The 18,904-nt window shown below is 70.8% G+C and carries 13 protein-coding genes; 11 read left to right on the top strand and 2 right to left on the bottom strand.

Annotated features, from left to right (window positions below; genetic code table 11):
- Nucleotides 1–58: 58 nt before the first annotated feature.
- On the top strand, nucleotides 59–943 hold the full coding sequence (gene mutM, locus PV679_RS30810) for a bifunctional DNA-formamidopyrimidine glycosylase/DNA-(apurinic or apyrimidinic site) lyase (protein ID WP_319683930.1): 885 nt from the start codon (nucleotides 59–61) through the stop codon (nucleotides 941–943).
- A gap of 22 nt (nucleotides 944–965) precedes the next feature.
- On the opposite strand, the gene PV679_RS30805 is transcribed toward mutM, so the two are convergent.
- Nucleotides 966–1,847: a CAP domain-containing protein gene (locus PV679_RS30805; RefSeq protein WP_319683929.1), complete on the bottom strand. Its 882-nt coding sequence runs from the start codon at nucleotides 1,845–1,847 to the stop codon at nucleotides 966–968.
- Nucleotides 1,848–1,981: 134 nt separating this feature from the next.
- On the opposite strand from PV679_RS30805, the gene PV679_RS30800 reads away from it, so the two are divergent.
- The 5 genes from PV679_RS30800 to ftsY all read left to right on the top strand — a co-directional run bounded on the left by PV679_RS30800 (nucleotide 1,982) and on the right by ftsY (nucleotide 9,743).
- Nucleotides 1,982–2,263: an acylphosphatase gene (locus tag PV679_RS30800; protein WP_319683928.1), complete on the top strand. Its 282-nt coding sequence runs from the start codon at nucleotides 1,982–1,984 to the stop codon at nucleotides 2,261–2,263.
- Nucleotides 2,264–2,644: 381 nt separating this feature from the next.
- Entirely contained in the window at nucleotides 2,645–2,863 is a 219-nt protein-coding gene (locus PV679_RS30795; protein WP_319683927.1) for a hypothetical protein, read from the top strand.
- Nucleotides 2,864–3,062: 199 nt separating this feature from the next.
- The gene (locus PV679_RS30790; protein ID WP_319683926.1) at nucleotides 3,063–6,797 is read left to right on the top strand and encodes a chromosome segregation SMC family protein; all 3,735 of its coding nucleotides are present in this window, start codon (nucleotides 3,063–3,065) and stop codon (nucleotides 6,795–6,797) included.
- Between the two features lie 132 nt (nucleotides 6,798–6,929).
- Complete coding sequence (locus PV679_RS30785; protein WP_319683924.1) at nucleotides 6,930–8,348, top strand: sugar porter family MFS transporter; 1,419 nt, start codon at nucleotides 6,930–6,932, stop codon at nucleotides 8,346–8,348.
- 180 nt (nucleotides 8,349–8,528) lie between these two features.
- Complete coding sequence (gene ftsY / locus PV679_RS30780; protein WP_319683922.1) at nucleotides 8,529–9,743, top strand: signal recognition particle-docking protein FtsY; 1,215 nt, start codon at nucleotides 8,529–8,531, stop codon at nucleotides 9,741–9,743.
- A 115-nt stretch (nucleotides 9,744–9,858) separates the two neighbouring features.
- On the opposite strand, the gene PV679_RS30775 is transcribed toward ftsY, so the two are convergent.
- Nucleotides 9,859–10,515 (bottom strand): bifunctional DNA primase/polymerase, encoded by a 657-nt coding sequence (locus tag PV679_RS30775; protein WP_319683921.1) that lies wholly within the window; start codon nucleotides 10,513–10,515, stop codon nucleotides 9,859–9,861.
- Between the two features lie 431 nt (nucleotides 10,516–10,946).
- Between PV679_RS30775 and PV679_RS30770 the strand changes: the two genes are divergently transcribed.
- From PV679_RS30770 to ffh, 5 genes are all read left to right on the top strand, one after another.
- Nucleotides 10,947–12,422, top strand: a complete 1,476-nt coding sequence (locus PV679_RS30770; RefSeq protein WP_319683977.1) for a hypothetical protein — start codon at nucleotides 10,947–10,949, stop codon at nucleotides 12,420–12,422.
- Nucleotides 12,423–12,757: 335 nt separating this feature from the next.
- The gene (locus tag PV679_RS30765; RefSeq protein WP_319683920.1) at nucleotides 12,758–14,050 is read left to right on the top strand and encodes an ammonium transporter; all 1,293 of its coding nucleotides are present in this window, start codon (nucleotides 12,758–12,760) and stop codon (nucleotides 14,048–14,050) included.
- Nucleotides 14,047–14,385, top strand: a complete 339-nt coding sequence (locus PV679_RS30760) for a P-II family nitrogen regulator (RefSeq protein ID WP_319683919.1) — start codon at nucleotides 14,047–14,049, stop codon at nucleotides 14,383–14,385. The genes PV679_RS30765 and PV679_RS30760 overlap by 4 nt, the downstream gene beginning before the upstream one ends.
- 17 nt (nucleotides 14,386–14,402) lie before the next feature.
- Entirely contained in the window at nucleotides 14,403–16,850 is a 2,448-nt protein-coding gene (locus tag PV679_RS30755) for a [protein-PII] uridylyltransferase (RefSeq protein WP_319683918.1), read from the top strand.
- 132 nt (nucleotides 16,851–16,982) lie between these two features.
- A complete protein-coding gene (gene ffh, locus PV679_RS30750) occupies nucleotides 16,983–18,536 on the top strand; it encodes a signal recognition particle protein (RefSeq protein WP_319683917.1) in 1,554 nt (517 codons plus the stop codon).
- The last annotated feature ends 368 nt before the right edge of the window (nucleotides 18,537–18,904 follow it).

Here is an 18,904-nt window from a genome sequence, read left to right as displayed (position 1 = left end):
GCGTCGTCCGGCGCGAGGGGCGTCTCCCGTTCCCGCTGTGCTGTTCTGAGGAGTCCCGGTGCCCGAGCTGCCCGAGGTGGAAGTCGTCCGGCGTGGACTGGAGCGCTGGGTGAGCGGCCGGACCGTCGCGGAGACCGAGGTCCTGCATCCGCGCGCCGTACGGCGGCATCTCGCCGGCGGTGCGGACTTCGCGGCGCAGCTCAAGGGACACACCATCGGAACGGCCCGGCGGCGCGGCAAGTACCTGTGGCTGCCTCTCGCCGACACCGACGTCTCGATCCTCGGGCATCTCGGGATGAGCGGACAGCTTCTCGTCCGGCCCGGGAGCGCACCCGACGAGAAGCATCTGCGGATCCGTATCCGCTTCACCGACACGGAGACACCGGCCTCCGGCGAGGCGGGCGGCACCGAGCTGCGCTTTGTCGACCAGCGCACCTTCGGCGGCCTCTCGCTCCACGAGAACACTCCCGACGGGCTGCCGGACGTCATCGCGCACATCGCCCGCGACCCGCTGGACCCGGCCTTCGACGACGCCGCCTTCCACACCGCGCTGCGGCTGCGGCGTACGACGGTCAAGCGCGCGCTGCTCGACCAGTCCCTCATCAGCGGCGTCGGCAACATCTACGCGGACGAGGCGCTCTGGCGCAGCAGACTCCACTACGAGCGGCCCACCGCGAGTCTCACCCGGCCGCGCTCGGTCGAGCTGCTCGGTCATGTACGGGACGTGCTGAACGCCGCCCTCGCCGTGGGCGGCACCAGCTTCGACAGTCTGTATGTGAATGTGAACGGCGAGTCAGGCTATTTCGACCGGTCGCTGGACGCGTACGGACGTGAGGACCAGCCGTGCCGCCGGTGCGGCACACCGATGCGGCGGCGGCCCTGGATGAACCGCTCCAGCTATTTCTGCCCGCGCTGTCAGCGGCCGCCACGCGCCGTGCGGTAAGCCACGCGCCGTGCGGTAACGCTCAGAAACCGAAGTCCTGGGTCCACCACGGGCCGCCGGAGCCGGTGTGCACGCCGACGCCGAGCCTGGTGTAGTCGCAGTTCAGGATGTTCGCGCGATGGCCCTCGCTGTTCATCCAGGAGTCCATCACCGCCTGCGCGGTGGCCTGCCCGCGCGCTATGTTCTCGCCGCCCAGGCCCTGTATCCCCGCCGCGTCGGCGCGGTCCCACGGCGTCCTGCCGTCGGGATCGGTGTGGTCGAAGAAGCCGCGCGCCGCCATCTCGTCGCTGAAGTCCCGGGCCAGCGAGTCGAGCCCGGAGTCGGACCGCAGCGGGTCACAGCCCGCCTTCGCCCGCTCCTCGTTGACCAGGGCGAGCACGGCCGCCTCGGCGGTGTTCGGCGCGGCGGGCGTCTGAACCGCCTGCTTCGTGGTCCGCGCCGGTGCCGGAGTGTCGCGGGCCGGAGTCGCGGTCCGCGAGGGCCGGGCCGGGGCCGCGGTGGGCTTCGACCGCTGGGAGGGAATGGCGGACGGCTTGGACGGAGTGGGTGAGGCCGACTCCGCGGGCGTCCGCGTCGGCGCACCGGACCGGCTCTCGGACGCCGGGACCGTGTCCGTCGGCCCGGCGGACGAGCCGCCCTGCTGCGCCAGCTCGGGAGCGCCCTCGGCGCGGATCTGCCCGCCGTCCGCGCCACCGTCGCCGACCGTGTAGAGATCGCCGCCGGGCAGCAGGCCCGAGGCGACGGCGACGGCACCTACCGCCATCGCCGCGGAGGCCCCGAGCAGTCCGGTACGGAGGGGGGCGACGACCCGTCGCTTCGGGCGGGCGCTCCGGTGCCGTCCCAGTGCCTCGTCCACGGCGTCATCAGTGGCCAGTACATCGGCGGAGCGTCGATGGCGTCCCATCTGATGTGCCTTCCTCATACACTCGACAGCAATGCATCTCACTCGTACGAGTGAGTTTCATTGCGACCGGACTGTACGGCATGGCGTGTGGGGCCGCCCGGAGCTGCGGGCAATTGGCCGGTTAGCTTGCGTGCATGGAAGAACATGTTCGACTTACGGCCTGGGTGCGCGGCCGCGTGCAAGGAGTGGGCTTTCGCTGGTTCACCAGGGCGAACGCGCTGGAGATCGGCGGTCTCACCGGGTTCGCGCTGAATCTCGACGACGGACGGGTGCAGGTCGTCGCGGAAGGACCACGTGAGAATTGCCACCGACTGCTGGAGTGGCTGCGCTCCGGCGACACTCCCGGACACGTCGACGGAGTCACTGAGATCTGGGACACCCCGCGAGGCGGTTACGAGACTTTCGCGATCCGCTGAATCTCCGGCGGTCCCGGAGCCCGCCGGAGGCCGCCGGAAAGCCGGAGTCGCGCGCGTGCGTCTGCGGTGACCTGGTGGTTGCCAAGAACGGCCAGTCGTGCCAGGCTGCCCGGTTAACGATGATCTCGACGGCCCCGGGGCCCCTCGGGAGAGGCGGCGCCGCGCGTTCCGCGGCCGTGCGCCCCCGGGCTGCCCGTCGGTACGGGCTGTGATCGTGTTGACCGTCAAACTTTTTGGTGAGAGTCTGGAATCCCCGCGCACCTTAGCTGTTTGGCAGTAAGAACCGCAGGACGAACAAGCACTGCCAAGCTCCGCGGGTGCGATTTCCCTCACGACCCACACCGCATTCGGTCGGTCACTCAGTGTGGAGGACCATCCATCATGGCAAAGGCGCTTCTCGGTTATGTCGGCGGTTCCGACCCGCGACTCCTCGCCGAGATGCGACGGCTTCAGCGACGCGTCCAGGACCTCGAATCCGAACTTGTACGGATCCAGTCCGAGAACGACGCGCTCAACGCCGCCGTCGCACAGCACCCTGGAGACTCACTGCTCGACGGCATCGACATTGACGTACCCCAGGGGGAGCCTGCGCTCACCTGATGAAAGCCCCCGTCGGGGCCAGGTGAGAAACACTCTCGCGAGATATGCAAGGGACGCTTCGGCGTCCCTTCTTTCTTTCCATCCGGCGTTGTACGAAGTCCAGTTGGCGGCGCGCCGCCTTTCTTAACGTCTGATGTGCCCTGCGCGTTCAGCGGTGAAACCGCCGGCGGCCTATGTACGGCGGGTAGAGTCCGGCGGCGTGCATCTCAAGGCCATGACCCTGCGCGGGTTCAAATCCTTCGCCTCCGCCACGACGCTGCGCTTCGAGCCCGGTATCACCTGTGTCGTGGGCCCGAACGGTTCCGGCAAGTCCAATGTGGTGGACGCGCTCTCCTGGGTCATGGGAGAGCAAGGGGCCAAGTCGCTGCGCGGCGGAAAAATGGAGGACGTGATCTTCGCCGGGACGACCGGGCGGCCGCCGCTCGGCCGCGCCGAGGTCTCTCTCACCATTGACAACTCCGACGGTGCGCTGCCCATCGACTACGCCGAAGTCACCATTACGCGGATCATGTTCCGTAACGGCGGCAGCGAATACCAGCTCAACGGCGACACCTGCCGGCTGCTCGATATCCAGGAACTGCTGTCCGACTCCGGTATCGGCCGTGAGATGCATGTCATCGTCGGCCAGGGCCGCCTCGACTCCGTACTGCACGCCGATCCGATGGGGCGCAGAGCCTTCATCGAGGAGGCGGCCGGCGTACTGAAGCACCGCAAGCGGAAAGAGAAAGCGCTGCGGAAACTGGACGCCATGCAGGCGAATCTCGCCCGGGTCCAGGACCTGACCGACGAGCTGCGCCGTCAGCTCAAGCCGCTCGGGCGGCAGGCCGCGGTCGCCCGGCGGGCCGCCGTCATCCAGGCCGATCTGCGCGACTCCCGGCTGCGGCTGCTCGCCGACGATCTGGTGAGGCTGCGCGAGGCGCTCCGTACCGAGATCGCCGACGAGGCCGCGCTCAAGCGCCGCAAGGAGGACGCGGAGGGCCGGCTCAAGGCGGCGCTGGTCCGGGAGGCGGAGCTGGAGGACGAGGTGCGGCGGCTGGCCCCGCGGCTCCAGCGGGCCCAGCGGAACTGGTACGAGCTGTCCCAGCTCGCCGAGCGGGTCCGCGGCACGATCTCACTGGCCGAGGCGCGGGTGAAGAGCGCGACCGCGTCCACCACGGAGGAGCGGCACGGCCGCGATCCCGAGGACATGGAGCGCGAGGCCGCCCGGATCCGCGAGCAGGAGGCGGAGCTGGAGGCGGCGCTGGAGGCGGCCGAACACGCGCTGGAGGACACCGTCGCGCACCGCGCCGAGCTGGAGCGGGCGCTGGCCGCCGAGGAGCGCCGGCTGAAGGACGCGGCGCGCGCCATCGCGGACCGGCGTGAGGGTCTGGCCCGGCTGACCGGCCAGGTCAACGCGGCCCGCAGCCGGGCCGCCTCGGCGCAGGCCGAGATCGGCCGCCTCGCCGCGGCCCGCGACGAGGCGGCGGAGCGCGCGGTCGCCGCGCGGGAGGAGTACGAACAGCTCAAGGCCGAGGTCGACGGCCTGGAGGCGGACGACCACGAGCTGGCCGAGCGCTATGAGACGGCCCGGCGCGCGCTCGCCGACGCCGAGACGGCGCTGACCACGGCGCGGGAGGCCGCCACCGCGGCGGAACGTGAACGCGCGGCCCTCACCGCCCGCCACGACGCGCTGGCGCTGGGCCTGCGCCGCAAGGACGGCACAGGCGCGCTGCTGGCCGCCCGCGACCGTCTCGCGGGTCTCCTCGGCCCGGCGGCCGAACTCCTCACCGTCACTCCCGGCCATGAGACCGCCGTGGCCGCGGCCCTGGGCGTGGCCGCCGATGCTCTCGCGGTCTCCGACCCGGCGACGGCGGCGGCAGCCATCCGTCTGCTGCGCGCACAGGACGCGGGCCGCGCCGTACTGCTGCTCGGTGGACCGGTCGCGGCCGGTGGCGTACCCGCGCAGGCCGGTGACGCGGACGCCGGGCCGCGCACACCGGCCCTTCCCGGGCAGGCCACCGACGAAGCACGGCCCGGGCCGGCCGGGCAGGGCCGTGGCGGTCCCGTCGCTGCCGACACCGGCACCGGCACCGGTACCGACAGCGACGGGACCGCCACGGCCCGCACGGTGCGCACCGCCGTCGCAAACGGCGCCGTGCCCCAGGTCATCGATCTTGTCCGAGGGCCGGTCGAGCTGATGGCGGCCGTGCGCCGGCTGGTGCGGGACATGGTGGTCGTCGGCACGCTGGAGGACGCCGAGAAACTCGTCGCCGAGTGGCCTGCGCTCACCGCTGTGACCGCCGAGGGCGATGTGCTCGGCGCGCACTTCGCACAGGGCGGATCGGCGGGCGCGCCGAGTCTGCTGGAGGTCCGGGCATCCGTCGACGAGGCCGCCGCGGACCTGGCGGAGCTGGCCGTACGGTGCGGAGAGCTGGCCGAGGCGCAGCGCCGTGCCACCGCGCGGCGGGCCGAGTCCGCCGCGCTCGTGGAGGAGCTGGGTGAGCGGCGCCGGGCCGCCGACCGGGAGAAGTCCGCCGTGTCGGGACGGCTGGGCAGGCTCGCCGGGCAGGCCAGGGGCGCCGAGGGCGAGGCCGAGCGGACGGCGGCCGCCGCGGCCAAGGCCCAGGACGCCCTGGAAAGCGCCGCCGCCGAGGTGGAAGAACTGGCCGAGCGGCTGCTGGTCGCACAGGAGGCGCCGGTGGAGGAGGAGCCGGACACCTCCGTACGGGACCGGCTCGCCGCCGACGGCGCCAATGCCCGCCAGACCGAGATGGAGGCCCGGCTCCAGGTCCGTACCCATGAGGAGCGGGTCAAGGGGCTCGCCGGCCGGGCCGACGCGCTCGACAGAGGGGCGCGCGCCGAGCGTGAGGCGCGAGCGCGCGCGGAGCAGCGGCGCGCACGGCTGCGCCACGAGGCCCAGGTCGCCGCGGCCGTCGCGTCGGGCGCACGGCAGCTCCTGGCACATACGGAGGTGTCGGTCACGAGGGCGGACGCCGAACGCGCGGCGGCCGAGGACGCCAAGGCGGAACGTGAGAGGGAGCTGGTCGCCGAGCGCAATCAGGGCCGCGAGCTCAAGAGCGAGCTGGACAAGCTCACCGACTCCGTGCACCGCGGCGAGGTCCTCGGCGCCGAGAAGCGGCTGCGGATCGAGCAGTTGGAGGCGAAGGCGCTGGAGGAGATGGGAGTGGAGCCGGCGGGACTGATCGCCGAGTACGGTCCCGACCAGCTTGTGCCGCCGTCGCCGCCGGCGGAGGGCGAGGAACTGCCGGAGGACCCGGAGCATCCGCGCAATCAGCCGAAGCCGTATGTGAGGTCCGATCAGGAGAAGCGGCTCAAGTCGGCCGAACGGGCCTATCAGCAGCTCGGAAAGGTGAATCCGCTGGCTCTTGAGGAGTTCGCGGCGCTGGAGGAACGGCACAAGTTCCTCTCCGAGCAGCTCGAAGACCTCAAGAAGACCCGGGCCGATCTGCTTCTGGTGGTGAAGGAGGTCGACGAGCGGGTGGAACAGGTCTTCGCCGACGCGTTCCGGGACACCGCGCGGGAGTTCGAGGGTGTGTTCTCGCGGCTCTTCCCGGGAGGCGAGGGACGGCTGCTCCTCACGGATCCCGAGAACATGCTCACCACCGGAGTGGAGGTCGAGGCGAGGCCGCCGGGCAAGAAGGTCAAGCGGCTGTCCCTGCTGTCCGGCGGTGAGCGGTCGCTGACGGCGGTGGCGATGCTGGTGTCGATCTTCAAGGCCAGACCGAGCCCGTTCTATGTGATGGACGAGGTCGAGGCGGCGCTCGACGACACCAACCTCCAGCGGCTGATCCGCATCATGCAGGAGCTCCAGGAGAGCTCCCAGCTCATCGTGATCACGCATCAGAAGCGGACGATGGAGGTCGCGGACGCGCTGTACGGGGTCTCCATGCAGGGCGACGGAGTGTCCAAGGTCATCAGCCAGCGGCTGCGCTGACACATCGCGCGGGCCCGGGGCGTCCTCACGTTCTCGAAACGTTCTCGAAGGCGCCGGACGCGGGCGGCTCCGGGTGGTGGCTGACGGCGAGTTGTGCGCCACTGGAAGGCCCGCCCACCTCCTGGAGTCCATGTGACCGGCACAGCGCGGGTACCGCCGCCGGGCGGCCGGGCGGCCCATCCGGACCATCTCGGCCATGTCGTCTTCATCGCTGCCTCGGCCGCGATGGGCGGTTTCCTGTTCGGTTACGACAGCTCGGTGATCAACGGCGCCGTCGAGGCCATCCGGAGCCGGTACGACATCGGCTCCGCCGTCCTCGCCCAGGTCATCGCCGTCGCGCTCATCGGCTGCGCGATCGGCGCCGCCACCGCGGGCAGGATCGCCGACCGGATCGGCCGTATCCGCTGTATGCGTATCGCCGCCGTCCTCTTCACCGCCGGCGCGGTCGGCTCCGCGCTGCCCGTCGACATCTACGACCTCGCGTTCTGGCGGATCATCGGCGGCTTCGCGATCGGCATGGCGTCGGTGATCGGCCCCGCGTACATCGCGGAGGTCTCGCCCGCCGCCTACCGCGGCCGGCTGGGCTCCTTCCAGCAGGCCGCCATCGTGATCGGTATCGCCGTCTCGCAGCTTGTGAACTTCGGCATCCTCCAGCTCGCGGACGGCGACCAGCGCGGGCATCTGCTGGGGCTGGAGGCCTGGCAGTGGATGCTCGGGGTGATGGTCGTTCCGGCGCTGCTCTTCGGCCTGCTCACGCTGGCCATTCCCGAGTCGCCGCGCTTCCTGATCTCCGTCGGCCGGACGGACCGGGCCAGGACGGTGCTCGCCGAGGTCGAGGGCGGGGACGCCGATCTGGACGCGCGGATCGCCGAGATCGAGCTGGCGATGCGCCGCGAGCACAAACCGGTCTTCCGTGATCTGCTGGCCGGCCGGTTCACCTTCCTGCCCATCGTGTGGGTGGGTATCGGGCTGTCGCTCTTCCAGCAGCTCGTCGGCATCAATGTCGCCTTCTACTACTCGGCGACGCTCTGGCAGTCGGTCGGCATCGATCCGTCCAGCTCGTTCCTCTACTCCTTCACGACGTCGATCGTCAACATCATCGGCACCGTTGTCGCGATGGCCCTGGTGGACCGGGTCGGCCGCAAGCCGCTCGCGCTCGTCGGCTCGACGGGCATGGCGGTCGCTCTGGCCTTCGAGGCGTGGGCGTTCTCCACGAAGCTCGTCCACGGCAGGCTGCCGGACACCGAGGCCGTCGTCGCCCTTGTCGCGGCCCATGTCTTCGTGCTCTTCTTCGCGCTGTCCTGGGGAGTCGTCGTCTGGGTCTTCCTCGGCGAGATGTTCCCGAACAGGATCCGCGCGGCGGCGCTCGGTGTCGCGGCCTCGGCACAGTGGATCGCCAACTGGGCCATCACCGCGAGCTTCCCGAGCCTGGCCGACTGGAATCTCTCGGGCACGTACATCATCTACACGTGCTTCGCCGTGCTCTCGCTTCCCTTCGTGCTCCTGTTCGTGAAGGAGACGAAGGGGAAGACCCTGGAGGAGATGGGGTAGGGGCGTTCCGGAAGTCCCGACCGGTCCGGAGGCGTCGTACGGGGCATCCGGGACGGGACGGGCGAACCCAGAAGCCGAGTGCCGTACGTCTGCGTCAAAAGGTGTAAATCGCTGTATGGATCCTTGTGCGATCCTCTGAAGCCAGGGCCGGGTCCGGCCGTGGCTGATACTGGGAGCGTTATGGAAATCGTCATCCTTGTTGTAGTTATCGCCCTGGTCGCGGTCGGCGCGATCAGCGGGCTCGTGGTCGGCAGCCGCAAGAAGAAGCGGCTGGCGTCCTCGGCACCGTCGAGTACGCCGACCATCACAGCCCCACCCGCCGAGCCGCATGTGGGCGACGAGGCGGAAGCGCCACGTGACGAGCCACGCCGGACGATCGAGGAGGTCGATCTCTCCGAGGCGATCGGGACTCCCGTCGCCGTCGAGGACCCGGTCGTGGCCGAGCCGCCCGCGCCGGCCATCGAGATCCCGGAGCCGTCCGCCGGCCGGCTGATCCGGCTGCGCGCCCGGCTCGCCCGCTCGCAGAACTCACTGGGCAAGGGCCTGCTCACGCTGTTGTCGCGGGAGCATCTCGACGAGGAGACCTGGGAGGAGATCGAGGACACGCTTCTCACCGCGGACGTCGGCGTCGCGCCGACCCAGGAACTGGTCGAGCGGCTGCGCGAGCGAGTGCGGGTGCTCGGCACGCGTACTCCCGAAGAGCTCCGCGCGCTGCTCCGGGAGGAGCTCGTGCACCTCCTGGGCACCGACTTCGACCGCGCGGTGAAGACCGAGAGCGGTCTGGACACTCCGGCCGTCGTGATGGTCGTGGGAGTCAACGGCACGGGCAAGACCACGACGACCGGCAAGCTGGCGCGCGTGCTGGTCGCGGACGGCCGCTCGGTCGTGCTGGGCGCGGCGGACACCTTCCGCGCCGCCGCCGCCGACCAGCTCCAGACGTGGGGCCAGCGCGTCGGCGCGCGTACGGTACGCGGGCCCGAGGGCGGCGACCCGGCGTCGGTCGCCTTCGACGCGGTCAAGGAGGGCATCGCGGAGGGCGCGGACGTCGTCCTCATCGACACCGCCGGCCGGCTGCACACCAAGACCGGTCTGATGGACGAGCTGGGCAAGGTCAAGCGGGTCGTCGAGAAGCACGGTCCGCTGGACGAGGTGCTGCTGGTCCTGGACGCCACGACCGGGCAGAACGGCCTGGTGCAGGCGAGGGTGTTCGCGGAGGTCGTGGATGTCACCGGCATCGTGCTCACCAAGCTGGACGGCACGGCCAAGGGCGGCATCGTGATCGCCGTCCAGCGGGAGCTGGGCGTGCCGGTCAAGCTGGTCGGCCTGGGTGAGGGCCCGGACGACCTGGCGCCGTTCGAGCCCGGGGCGTTCGTCGACGCGCTGATCGGCGACTGAGCCGGATTCCCGGTTCGCCGCTCGGACACCTCTGGCCGGTTTCCACCGCCCGCCCCCGGACGAACCGGGGGCGGGCGTCCGTACGGCCGCGTGCGCGGACCGGCCCGGACATGGCTCAAGCCGCCGCGGAGCGGTGGCAGATGTACGCCAGGGTGCCGAGCAGCAGCCTTGCCTGCGGCGGATCGGCGGCCGTGTCCAAGGACGGCGGACGCAGCCAGCGCACCGGTCCCAGGCCCGCCAGGTCCGAGGGCGGGGCCGTGACGTGATCCCCGGGGCCCAGGCAGTGCAGATCCAGATCGGCGTCGTCCCAGCCCATCCGGTAGAGCAGCTCGGGCAGCTCGGCCGAGGCGCCCGGCGCGACGAAGAAGTGGGCGCGGCCGGCCGGGGTCGCCATGACGGGACCCAGTGGCAGTCCCATCCGTTCGAGCCGGACCATGGCGCGGCTGCCCGCCTGTTCCGCGACGTCGATGACGTCGAAGGTGCGGCCCACCGGGAGCAGCACCGCCGCGCCCGGCGCCTCGGACCACACCTTGGTCACATCGTCCAGCGTGGCGCCCGCCGGGACCCCGGGGCCGAGGCCCAGCGGGTGCGCGCCCGGCGCCGCGCAGCCCTTGTCGCCGCAGGAACACCGTCTGCCCGCGGCCCGTGCGCCCGGGACGACGTCCCAGCCCCAGAGTCCTGTGTACTCCGCCACCGCGGTGCACTCCGTGGTGCGGCCGCGGCGGCGTGAGCCGGACCTGATCTCCCGGATGCCGCCGATCGTGAAGCCCATGCCCCCTCCAACGGGTCGAACTCGCCGGTGGTTACGACTCGCAGTGTGCCCGTGACGCTCCGTCGTCACCGGGGCGGTTTGGGCGGCGCGAAGATGCATTGGGGGTGACGCGCCTCGATCCGTGCGCTCCGGCGCACACTGCTCCACCCTCTCCTGACCTCGGCGTGTCAAGTGAATCGCGCCCCATCGCAGGCGAGTTCATTCGATGGGGTGGCGAATGGTGGCGTTTGTGGAATCACCCTCGCTGTAGGGGTGATCGTAGGATTACTTTCAGTGCACGAACCTCGGAGAAGAGCGCTCTCGTGGGTATGCCCCGGGCAACTCGGTTCCCTGTTTCGAAGGGGGCGCGGTCCCCGGACAAGAGGCGACAACCCACGGCATTCTGATGACGGTTCGCGCGACAGGGGTTTCAGCGGATGGGGGCGTTACCAGTGGGCGGCAGCGGCGCAGGCGGTACGGCTACCGGCAAGCGCACGAATGGGCAGCTCGACTCGTGGTTCATGCGCAGTGGCTGGTCGAAGGGCGAGCTGGCGCGGCAGGTCAATCGCCGCGCGCGCCAGTTGGGCGCGCACCACATCAGTACGGACACCTCGCGTGTGCGCCGCTGGCTGGACGGCGAACAGCCGCGCGAACCGATTCCGCGCATTCTCTCCGAGCTGTTCTCCGAGCGATTCGGCGCCGTCGTCGGCATCGAGGAACTCGGGCTGCGCACGGCGCACCGCTCACCCTCGGTCTCCGGTGTCGATCTGCCCTGGGCCGGCCCGCAGACCGTCGCGCTGATCAGCGAGTTCTCCCGCAGCGATCTGATGCTGGCGCGGCGCGGCTTCCTCGGATCCTCGCTGGCGCTGGCCGCGGGACCCGCCCTTGTCGAACCCATGCAGCGCTGGCTGGTGCCCGCGCCGCCGGGAGAACAGCGGGAGCCCGGCAAACCCGTCGCCTCGCACCGTCCCTCCCGCCTCTCCGAGCCGGAGCTGGAACTGCTGGAATCCACCACCGCGATGTTCCGGAAGTGGGACGCGCAGTGCGGTGGCGGGCTGCGCCGCAAGGCGGTCGTCGGCCAACTCCACGAGGTGACCGATCTGCTGCAGGAGTCGCAGTCCGAGGCCACCGCCCGGCGGCTCTTCCGGTGCGCCGCCGAGCTGTCCGAGCTGGCCGGCTGGATGAGCTACGACGTCGGCCTCCAGCCGAATGCGCAGAAATACTTCGTTCTCGCCCTGCACGCGGCCAAGGAAGCCGGGGACAAACCGCTCGGCTCGTACATTCTGTCCTCCATGAGCCGCCAGATGATCCATCTCGGCCGGCCCGACGACGCGCTGGAGCTGATTCACCTCGCGCAGTACGGCAGCCGGGAGTGCGCCACCGCGCGGACCCAGGCCATGCTGTATGCGATGGAGGCGCGCGCGTACGCCAATATGGGCCAGCCGAGCAAGTGCAAGCGGGCCGTCCGGATGGCCGAGGACACCTTCTCCGACGCCGGACTGGACGGAGAGCCGGAACCCGACTGGATCCGCTTCTTCACGGAGGCCGAGCTCAACGGCGAGAACGCCCACTCCTACCGCGATCTCGCCTATGTCGCCGGTCGCAGTCCCACTTACGCCTCCTTGGCCGAACCCGTCATGCGGCGCGCCGTCGACCTGTTCGGCAAGGACGACGAGCACCAGCGGTCGTACGCGCTGAATCTGATCGGCATGGCCACCATCCATCTCCTCAAGCGGGAGCCCGAGCACTCCGCCGTCCTGGCCCGGCAAGCCCTGAGGGTGGCGGGCCGGGTGCGCTCGGAGCGGGTCAGCAACCGGCTCCGCAAGACCGTCGACACCGCCGCCAGGGACTTCGGCGATGTGGCCGGGATCGCCGAACTCACCGATCTGCTCACCACCCAGTCGTCCGAGTCCGCGGAGGCGGTATGAGCCGGCCGCTGCCCGGGCCCGCGTATCCGTCCGTCCCGTACCGCCTGAGCTCCGGCCGCGGCAGTCACCCCGTACAGCCCGACACGGCTCCCCCGCCGCCAGGTAAGCAGGGTGACGGCCGCGGCCGGTTTACGATGCCCGCAGAGGGTATCCGTGACAGCCGGCCGCGATCCGTCGGTTCATCCGTCCGTAACACGCCGGACTTGTTCGTCACGGCCGCGAAACATCGTGCGGCACTGGCCGAAACCGCACTGCGCGACTCTCCTCACCACAGTCGGCCCATACCTGCTTGAGCATCCGCACGGGCCGTTCCGACCCACGAGGGGACGCTGGCTTTGAATGGCGCAGATACCGCATTCGTATTGATCAGTGCCGCGCTCGTCATGCTGATGACGCCCGGCCTGGCATTCTTCTACGGCGGCATGGTGCGGGTGAAGAGCGCCCTCAACATGCTCATGATGTCCCTTATCTCGCTCGGTATCGTCAGTGTGCTGTGGGTGCTCTACGGGTACTCGCTCACCTTCGGCGATGATCTCGGCGCCGGGCTGCTGGGCAACTTCGACCACGTCGGTTTCCAGGGCATCACCGCCGACACCCTGACCGGGGGCAAGGAAGGCATTCCCGTCTTCGCCTTCGCTCTCTTCCAGCTCATGTTCGCCGTCCTCACTCCGGCACTGATGAGCGGTGCGCTCGCCGACCGCGTGAAGTTCAGCGCCTGGGCGCTGTTCATCACTCTCTGGGTCAGCGTCGTGTACTTCCCGATCGCACACTGGGTCTGGCAGTCCGACGGCTGGCTGTTCAAGCTGGGAGTGATCGACTTCGCCGGTGGTACGGCGGTCCACATCAACGCCGGTATCGGCGCACTCGCCGCCGTCCTGGTCGTCGGTAAGCGCATCGGATTCAAGAAGGACCCGATGCGGCCGCACAACCTGCCGCTCGTCGTCCTCGGCGCCGGTCTCCTGTGGTTCGGCTGGTTCGGCTTCAACGCCGGCTCCGCGCTCGCCGCCAACGGCACCGCCGCCCTCATGGCCTTCAACACACAGATCGCCACCGGCGCGGCGATGCTCGGCTGGCTCATCTACGAGCGCATCCGGCACGGCGCGTTCACCACACTGGGCGCCGCCTCCGGCGCCGTCGCCGGCCTGGTCGCCATCACGCCGTCCGGCGCGTCCGTCAACCCGTTCGGCGCTCTGCTCATCGGTGTCGTCGCCGGTGCGGTCTGCTCCTGGGCCGTCAGCCTCAAGTTCAAGCTCGGCTACGACGACTCGCTCGACGTGGTCGGCGTCCACCTCGTCGGCGGTGTGATCGGCACCCTGCTCGTGGGTCTCCTCGCGATCGACGGCGTCGGTGGTCTCTCGCAGCTCGGCAAGCAGGCCGTCGGTGCGTTCTCGGTGATGGCCTACTCGTTCGTGGTTTCCTGGATCCTCGCCAAGATCGTCGACGCCACCATCGGCTTCCGGGCCTCCGAGGACGACGAGACCAGCGGTGTGGACATGGCCTTCCACGCGGAGTCGGCCTACGACTACAGCGCGGTGGGAGGTTCCCCGTCGGGCCGTAGTAGCGTGCCCGCCGCGAACCAGGACGAGGCGCTCGCCGCCGTGGCGACGAACAAGAAGGTGGACGCATGAAGCTCATCACCGCAGTCGTGAAGCCCCACCGGCTGGACGAGATCAAGGAGGCCCTGCAGGCCTTCGGAGTCCAGGGGCTCACGGTCACGGAGGCCAGCGGATACGGCCGGCAGCGCGGCCACACCGAGGTCTACCGGGGTGCGGAGTACACCGTCGACCTCGTACCGAAGATCCGCATAGAGGTACTGGTCGAGGACGCCGACGCCGAACAGCTCATCGACGCGGTGGTGAAGGCCGCCCGGACCGGCAAGATCGGTGACGGGAAGGTATGGAGCGTGCCGGTCGAGACGGCGGTCCGGGTGCGGACCGGCGAGCGCGGTCCGGACGCCCTCTGAGAGACAGGGACAACTGGGTGACGAGCCTCGAAGAGACAACCGAACAGGCAGACTCGGGACCCAGCGGCTATGCGGCGGCCCGGCTGCGCCTCCTCCAGGAGAAGGCGCGGTCAGGGCCGCCGCGCCGTACCGCCCTGGCCCGGCTGACCGACGACTGGCTGAACGCGCTGTTCAGTACGGCCGCCCAGGAGGCCGGCGTGCGCGGCGCGGCCCTTGTCGCCGTCGGCGGCTACGGACGCGGAGAGCTCTCTCCGCGCAGCGACCTCGACCTGGTGCTTCTGCACGACGGCACCGCGGGAGCGGCGGCGATCTCCGCACTCGCCGACCGCGTCTGGTATCCGGTGTGGGACCTCGGCCTCGCCCTCGACCACTCCGTCCGTACCCCGGCCGAGGTACGGAAGACCGCGGCCGACGACCTCAAGGTCCAGCTCGGACTCCTCGACGCCCGGCACATCGCGGGCGACCTGGGCCTGGTCACCCGGGTGCGGACCGCCGTACTCGCCGACTGGCGCAACACCGCGGCCAAGCGCCTTCCCGAACTGGACGAACTCTGCCGGGAGCGCGCCGAACGCCAAGGCGAGCTGCAGTTCCTGCTGGAGCCCGACCTCAAGGAGGCCAGAGGCGGACTGCGCGACGCCACCGCGCTGCGCGCCGTCGCGGCCTCCTGGCTCGCGGACGCGCCCCGCGAAGGGCTCACCGCCGCCCGCCGTGTGCTGCTCGACGCGCGGGACGCCCTGCATCTCACGACCGGACGCGCCACCGACCGGCTCGCACTCCAGGAACAGGACCCGGTCGCCGCCGAACTCGGCCTGCTGGACGCCGACGCGCTGCTGCGCCAGGTGTACGAGGCGGCGCGCACCGTCTCGTACGCCTCCGACGTCACCTGGCGCGAGGTGAACCGGGTCCTGCGCTCCCGCTCCGTACGCCCACGGCTGCGGGCCATGCTCGGCAGCAAGCCCGCACCCGAGCGCAGCCCTCTCGCCGAAGGCGTCGTCGAACAGGACGGTGAGGTCGTGCTGGCCCGCACCGCCCGCCCGGAACGCGACTCCGTCCTGCCGCTGCGCGCCGCGGCCGCCGCCGCCCAGGCCGGCCTGCCGATCTCACTGCACGCCGTCCGGCGCCTCGCCGCGGCGTCGAAGCCGCTGCCGGTGCCCTGGCCGGCCGAGGCCCGCGAAGAACTCGTCACCCTGCTCGGCGCCGGCGAGTCGACCGTCGCGGTCTGGGAGGCCCTCGAAGCCGAAGGTCTGATCACCCGGCTGCTGCCCGACTGGGAGCGGGTCCGCTGCCGGCCGCAGCGCAACCCCGTACACACCTGGACCGTCGACCGCCATCTCGTCGAGACCGCCGTCCAGGCGTCCTCGCTGACCCGCCGCGTGGGCCGTCCCGACCTGCTGCTGGTCTGTGCCCTGCTGCACGACATCGGCAAGGGCTGGCCGGGTGACCACTCCGTGGCCGGCGAGGTCATCGCGCGCGACGTCGCGTCCCGGATCGGCTTCGACCGCGAGGACACGGGCGTCATCGCCACGGTCGTACGCCACCATCTGCTGCTCATCGACACCGCGACCCGGCGCGACCTGGACGACCCCGCCACGGTCAGCTCGGTCGCCACCAGGGTCGGCTCGATCGGCACCCTGGAGCTGCTGCACGCGCTCACCGAGGCCGACGCGCTCGCCACCGGACCCGCGGCCTGGTCGTCCTGGCGGGCCTCGCTCGTCGACGAGCTCGTCAGCCGGGTCGGCGCCGTCCTCGCGGGCGACGCCGCGGCCGAACCCGAGCCGGCCGCGCCCAGCGCCGAACAGGAACGGCTGGCCGTCGAGGCGCTGCGCACCGGCGGACCCGTGCTCGCCCTGCACGCCCAGAGCGAGCCGCCGCAGGAGGACGCCGAACCGGAGCCGGTCGGCGTGGAACTGCTCATCGCGCTGCCCGACCAGCCGGGCGTGCTGCCCGCCGCGGCCGGCGTCCTCGCCCTGCACCGGCTCACCGTGCGGGCGGCCGATCTGCGCGCCGTGGAGCTGCCCACCGAGCTCGGCGAGAGCCGCGAGGTGCTGCTGCTGAGCTGGCGGGTCGCCGCCGAGTACGGCTCACTGCCGCAGGCCGCCAGGCTGCGCGCCGATCTCGTACGGGCCCTGGACGGCTCGCTCGACATCCGGTCCAGGCTCGCCGAGCGCGAGGCGGCGTATCCGCGCCGCCGTGGCGTGCAGGCCCCGCCGCCGCGCGTCACCGTCGCGCCGACCGCCTCACAGCTCGCGACGGTCATCGAGGTCCGGGCCCAGGACGCACCGGGGCTGCTGCACCGCATCGGCCGGGCTCTGGAGGACGCGGGAGTACGGGTACGGAGCGCGCATGTGTCGACCCTGGGAGCCAACGCGGTGGACGCCTTCTATGTGACGTCCGACCGTGGACGGCCACTGTCGGCGCCGGTCGCCGCCGAGCTGGCGCGGACCGTGGAGGCCGCGCTGCGGTGAGGCCGCCGTACGGTCCAGCCACCCGCACGGGGGACCTCACCGCGCGCGGCCGGATACCCTGGGGGACGGTCTGCCCTTCACCGCGCAGGACAGCCCCCACGCCCGCCCCCGACCTGAGGATCCGCGACCGCCGTGTTCGACACTCTCTCCGACCGCCTCGCAGCCACATTCAAGAGCCTCCGGGGCAAAGGGCGCCTCAGCCCGGAGGACATCGACGCCACGGCCCGCGAGATCCGTATCGCCCTGCTCGAAGCGGACGTCGCGCTGCCCGTCGTCCGGGCCTTCATCGCCAAGGTCAAGGAGCGCGCGGCCGGCGCCGAGGTCTCCCAGGCGCTGAACCCGGCACAGCAGGTCATCAAGATCGTCAACGAGGAGCTCATCGGCATCCTCGGCGGCGAGACCCGGCGGCTGCGCTTCGCCAAGCAGCCGCCGACCGTGATCATGCTCGCGGGTCTCCAGGGCGCCGGCAAGACGACCCTGGCCGGAAAGCTCGGTCTCTGGCTCAAGGGCCAGGGCCACTCGCCGCTGCTCGTCGCCTGTGACCTCCAGCGTCCCAACGCCGTCACCCAGCTCTCCGTCGTCGCCGACCGGGCCGGCGTCGCCGTGTACGCGCCCGAGCCGGGCAACGGCGTGGGCGACCCGGTCAAGGTGGCCAAGGACTCCGTCGAGTACGCCCGCGCCCGGCAGTACGACGTGGTCGTCGTCGACACCGCGGGCCGCCTCGGCATCGACCAGGAACTGATGAAGCAGGCCGCGGACATCCGCGACGCGGTCAACCCCGACGAGGTCCTCTTCGTCGTCGACGCGATGATCGGTCAGGACGCGGTCAACACCGCGGAGGCCTTCCGCGACGGCGTCGGCTTCGACGGCGTGGTGCTCTCCAAGCTCGACGGCGACGCCCGCGGTGGCGCGGCCCTCTCCATCGCGCATGTCACCGGCAAGCAGATCATGTTCGCCTCGAACGGCGAGAAGCTGGACGAGTTCGACGCGTTCCACCCGGACCGGATGGCGTCCCGCATCCTCGACATGGGTGATCTGCTCACCCTCATCGAGCAGGCGGAGAAGACGTTCAGCCAGGCCGAGGCCGAGAAGATGGCCTCCAAGCTGGCGAGCAGCAAGGGCAAGGACTTCACGCTCGACGACTTCCTGGCCCAGATGGAGCAGGTCAGGAAGATGGGCTCCATCTCCAAGCTGCTCGGCATGCTGCCCGGCATGGGACAGATCAAGGACCAGATCAACAACATCGACGAGCGGGACGTGGACCGTACCGCCGCGATCATCAAGTCGATGACGCCGGGCGAGCGCCACGAGCCGACGATCATCAACGGGTCTCGCCGGGCCCGTATCGCGCGTGGCTCCGGTGTCGAGGTCAGCGCGGTGAAGAACCTCGTGGAGCGCTTCTTCGAGGCCCGCAAGATGATGTCCAAGATGGCGCAGGGCGGCGGGATGCCGGGAATGCCGGGCGTACCCGGCATGGGCGGAGGCCCCGGCCGCGCGAAGAAGAAGCAGAAGCAGGCGAAGGGCAAGCAGCGCTCGGGCAACCCGATGAAGCGCAAGGCGGACGAGCAGGCGGCGGCGGCTCGACGCGAGGAGGCGGCGCAGTCGGGCAACGCGTTCGGGCTGCCGGCCGGGCAGCAGGACAAGAACTTCGAGCTGCCGGACGAGTTCAAAAAGTTCATGGGCTGACGGGTCGCCGTCCGGCGGGGGTTGGTGGTGCGGGCGGGGGGCCTCCGGCGGTGCGTTGTCCCGGCGGGTTTGTTGTTCGTGGTGCGGGTGCCGGGGGCGCCGGAGGTGGTGTCCGGACTGCATGATTTACGGCGCGTGCGGGCGGCCGCCAAGTCACCCGGGACTACGCGCCACAAATCACGCTTTACGTCCGGTCACCATCCTCCTGTGCCCCCGTCCCCCTCCCGCCGGTGGGTCCTGCCGGTCACGACCGCCTCCGGCTGAGTCGGGGTTGGGCGGGGCGTTGGTGGTGGCGGGCGGGTGAAGGGGGTCGTGCAGGGGTGGTGTCCGGGACGTAAAGCGTGATTTGTGGCGCACGACTACGAGTC

Source organism: Streptomyces sp. AK02-01A (genome assembly GCF_033795305.1).
GTDB lineage: Bacteria > Actinomycetota > Actinomycetes > Streptomycetales > Streptomycetaceae > Streptomyces.
This window is presented reverse-complemented; position numbering and strand designations above follow the sequence as displayed.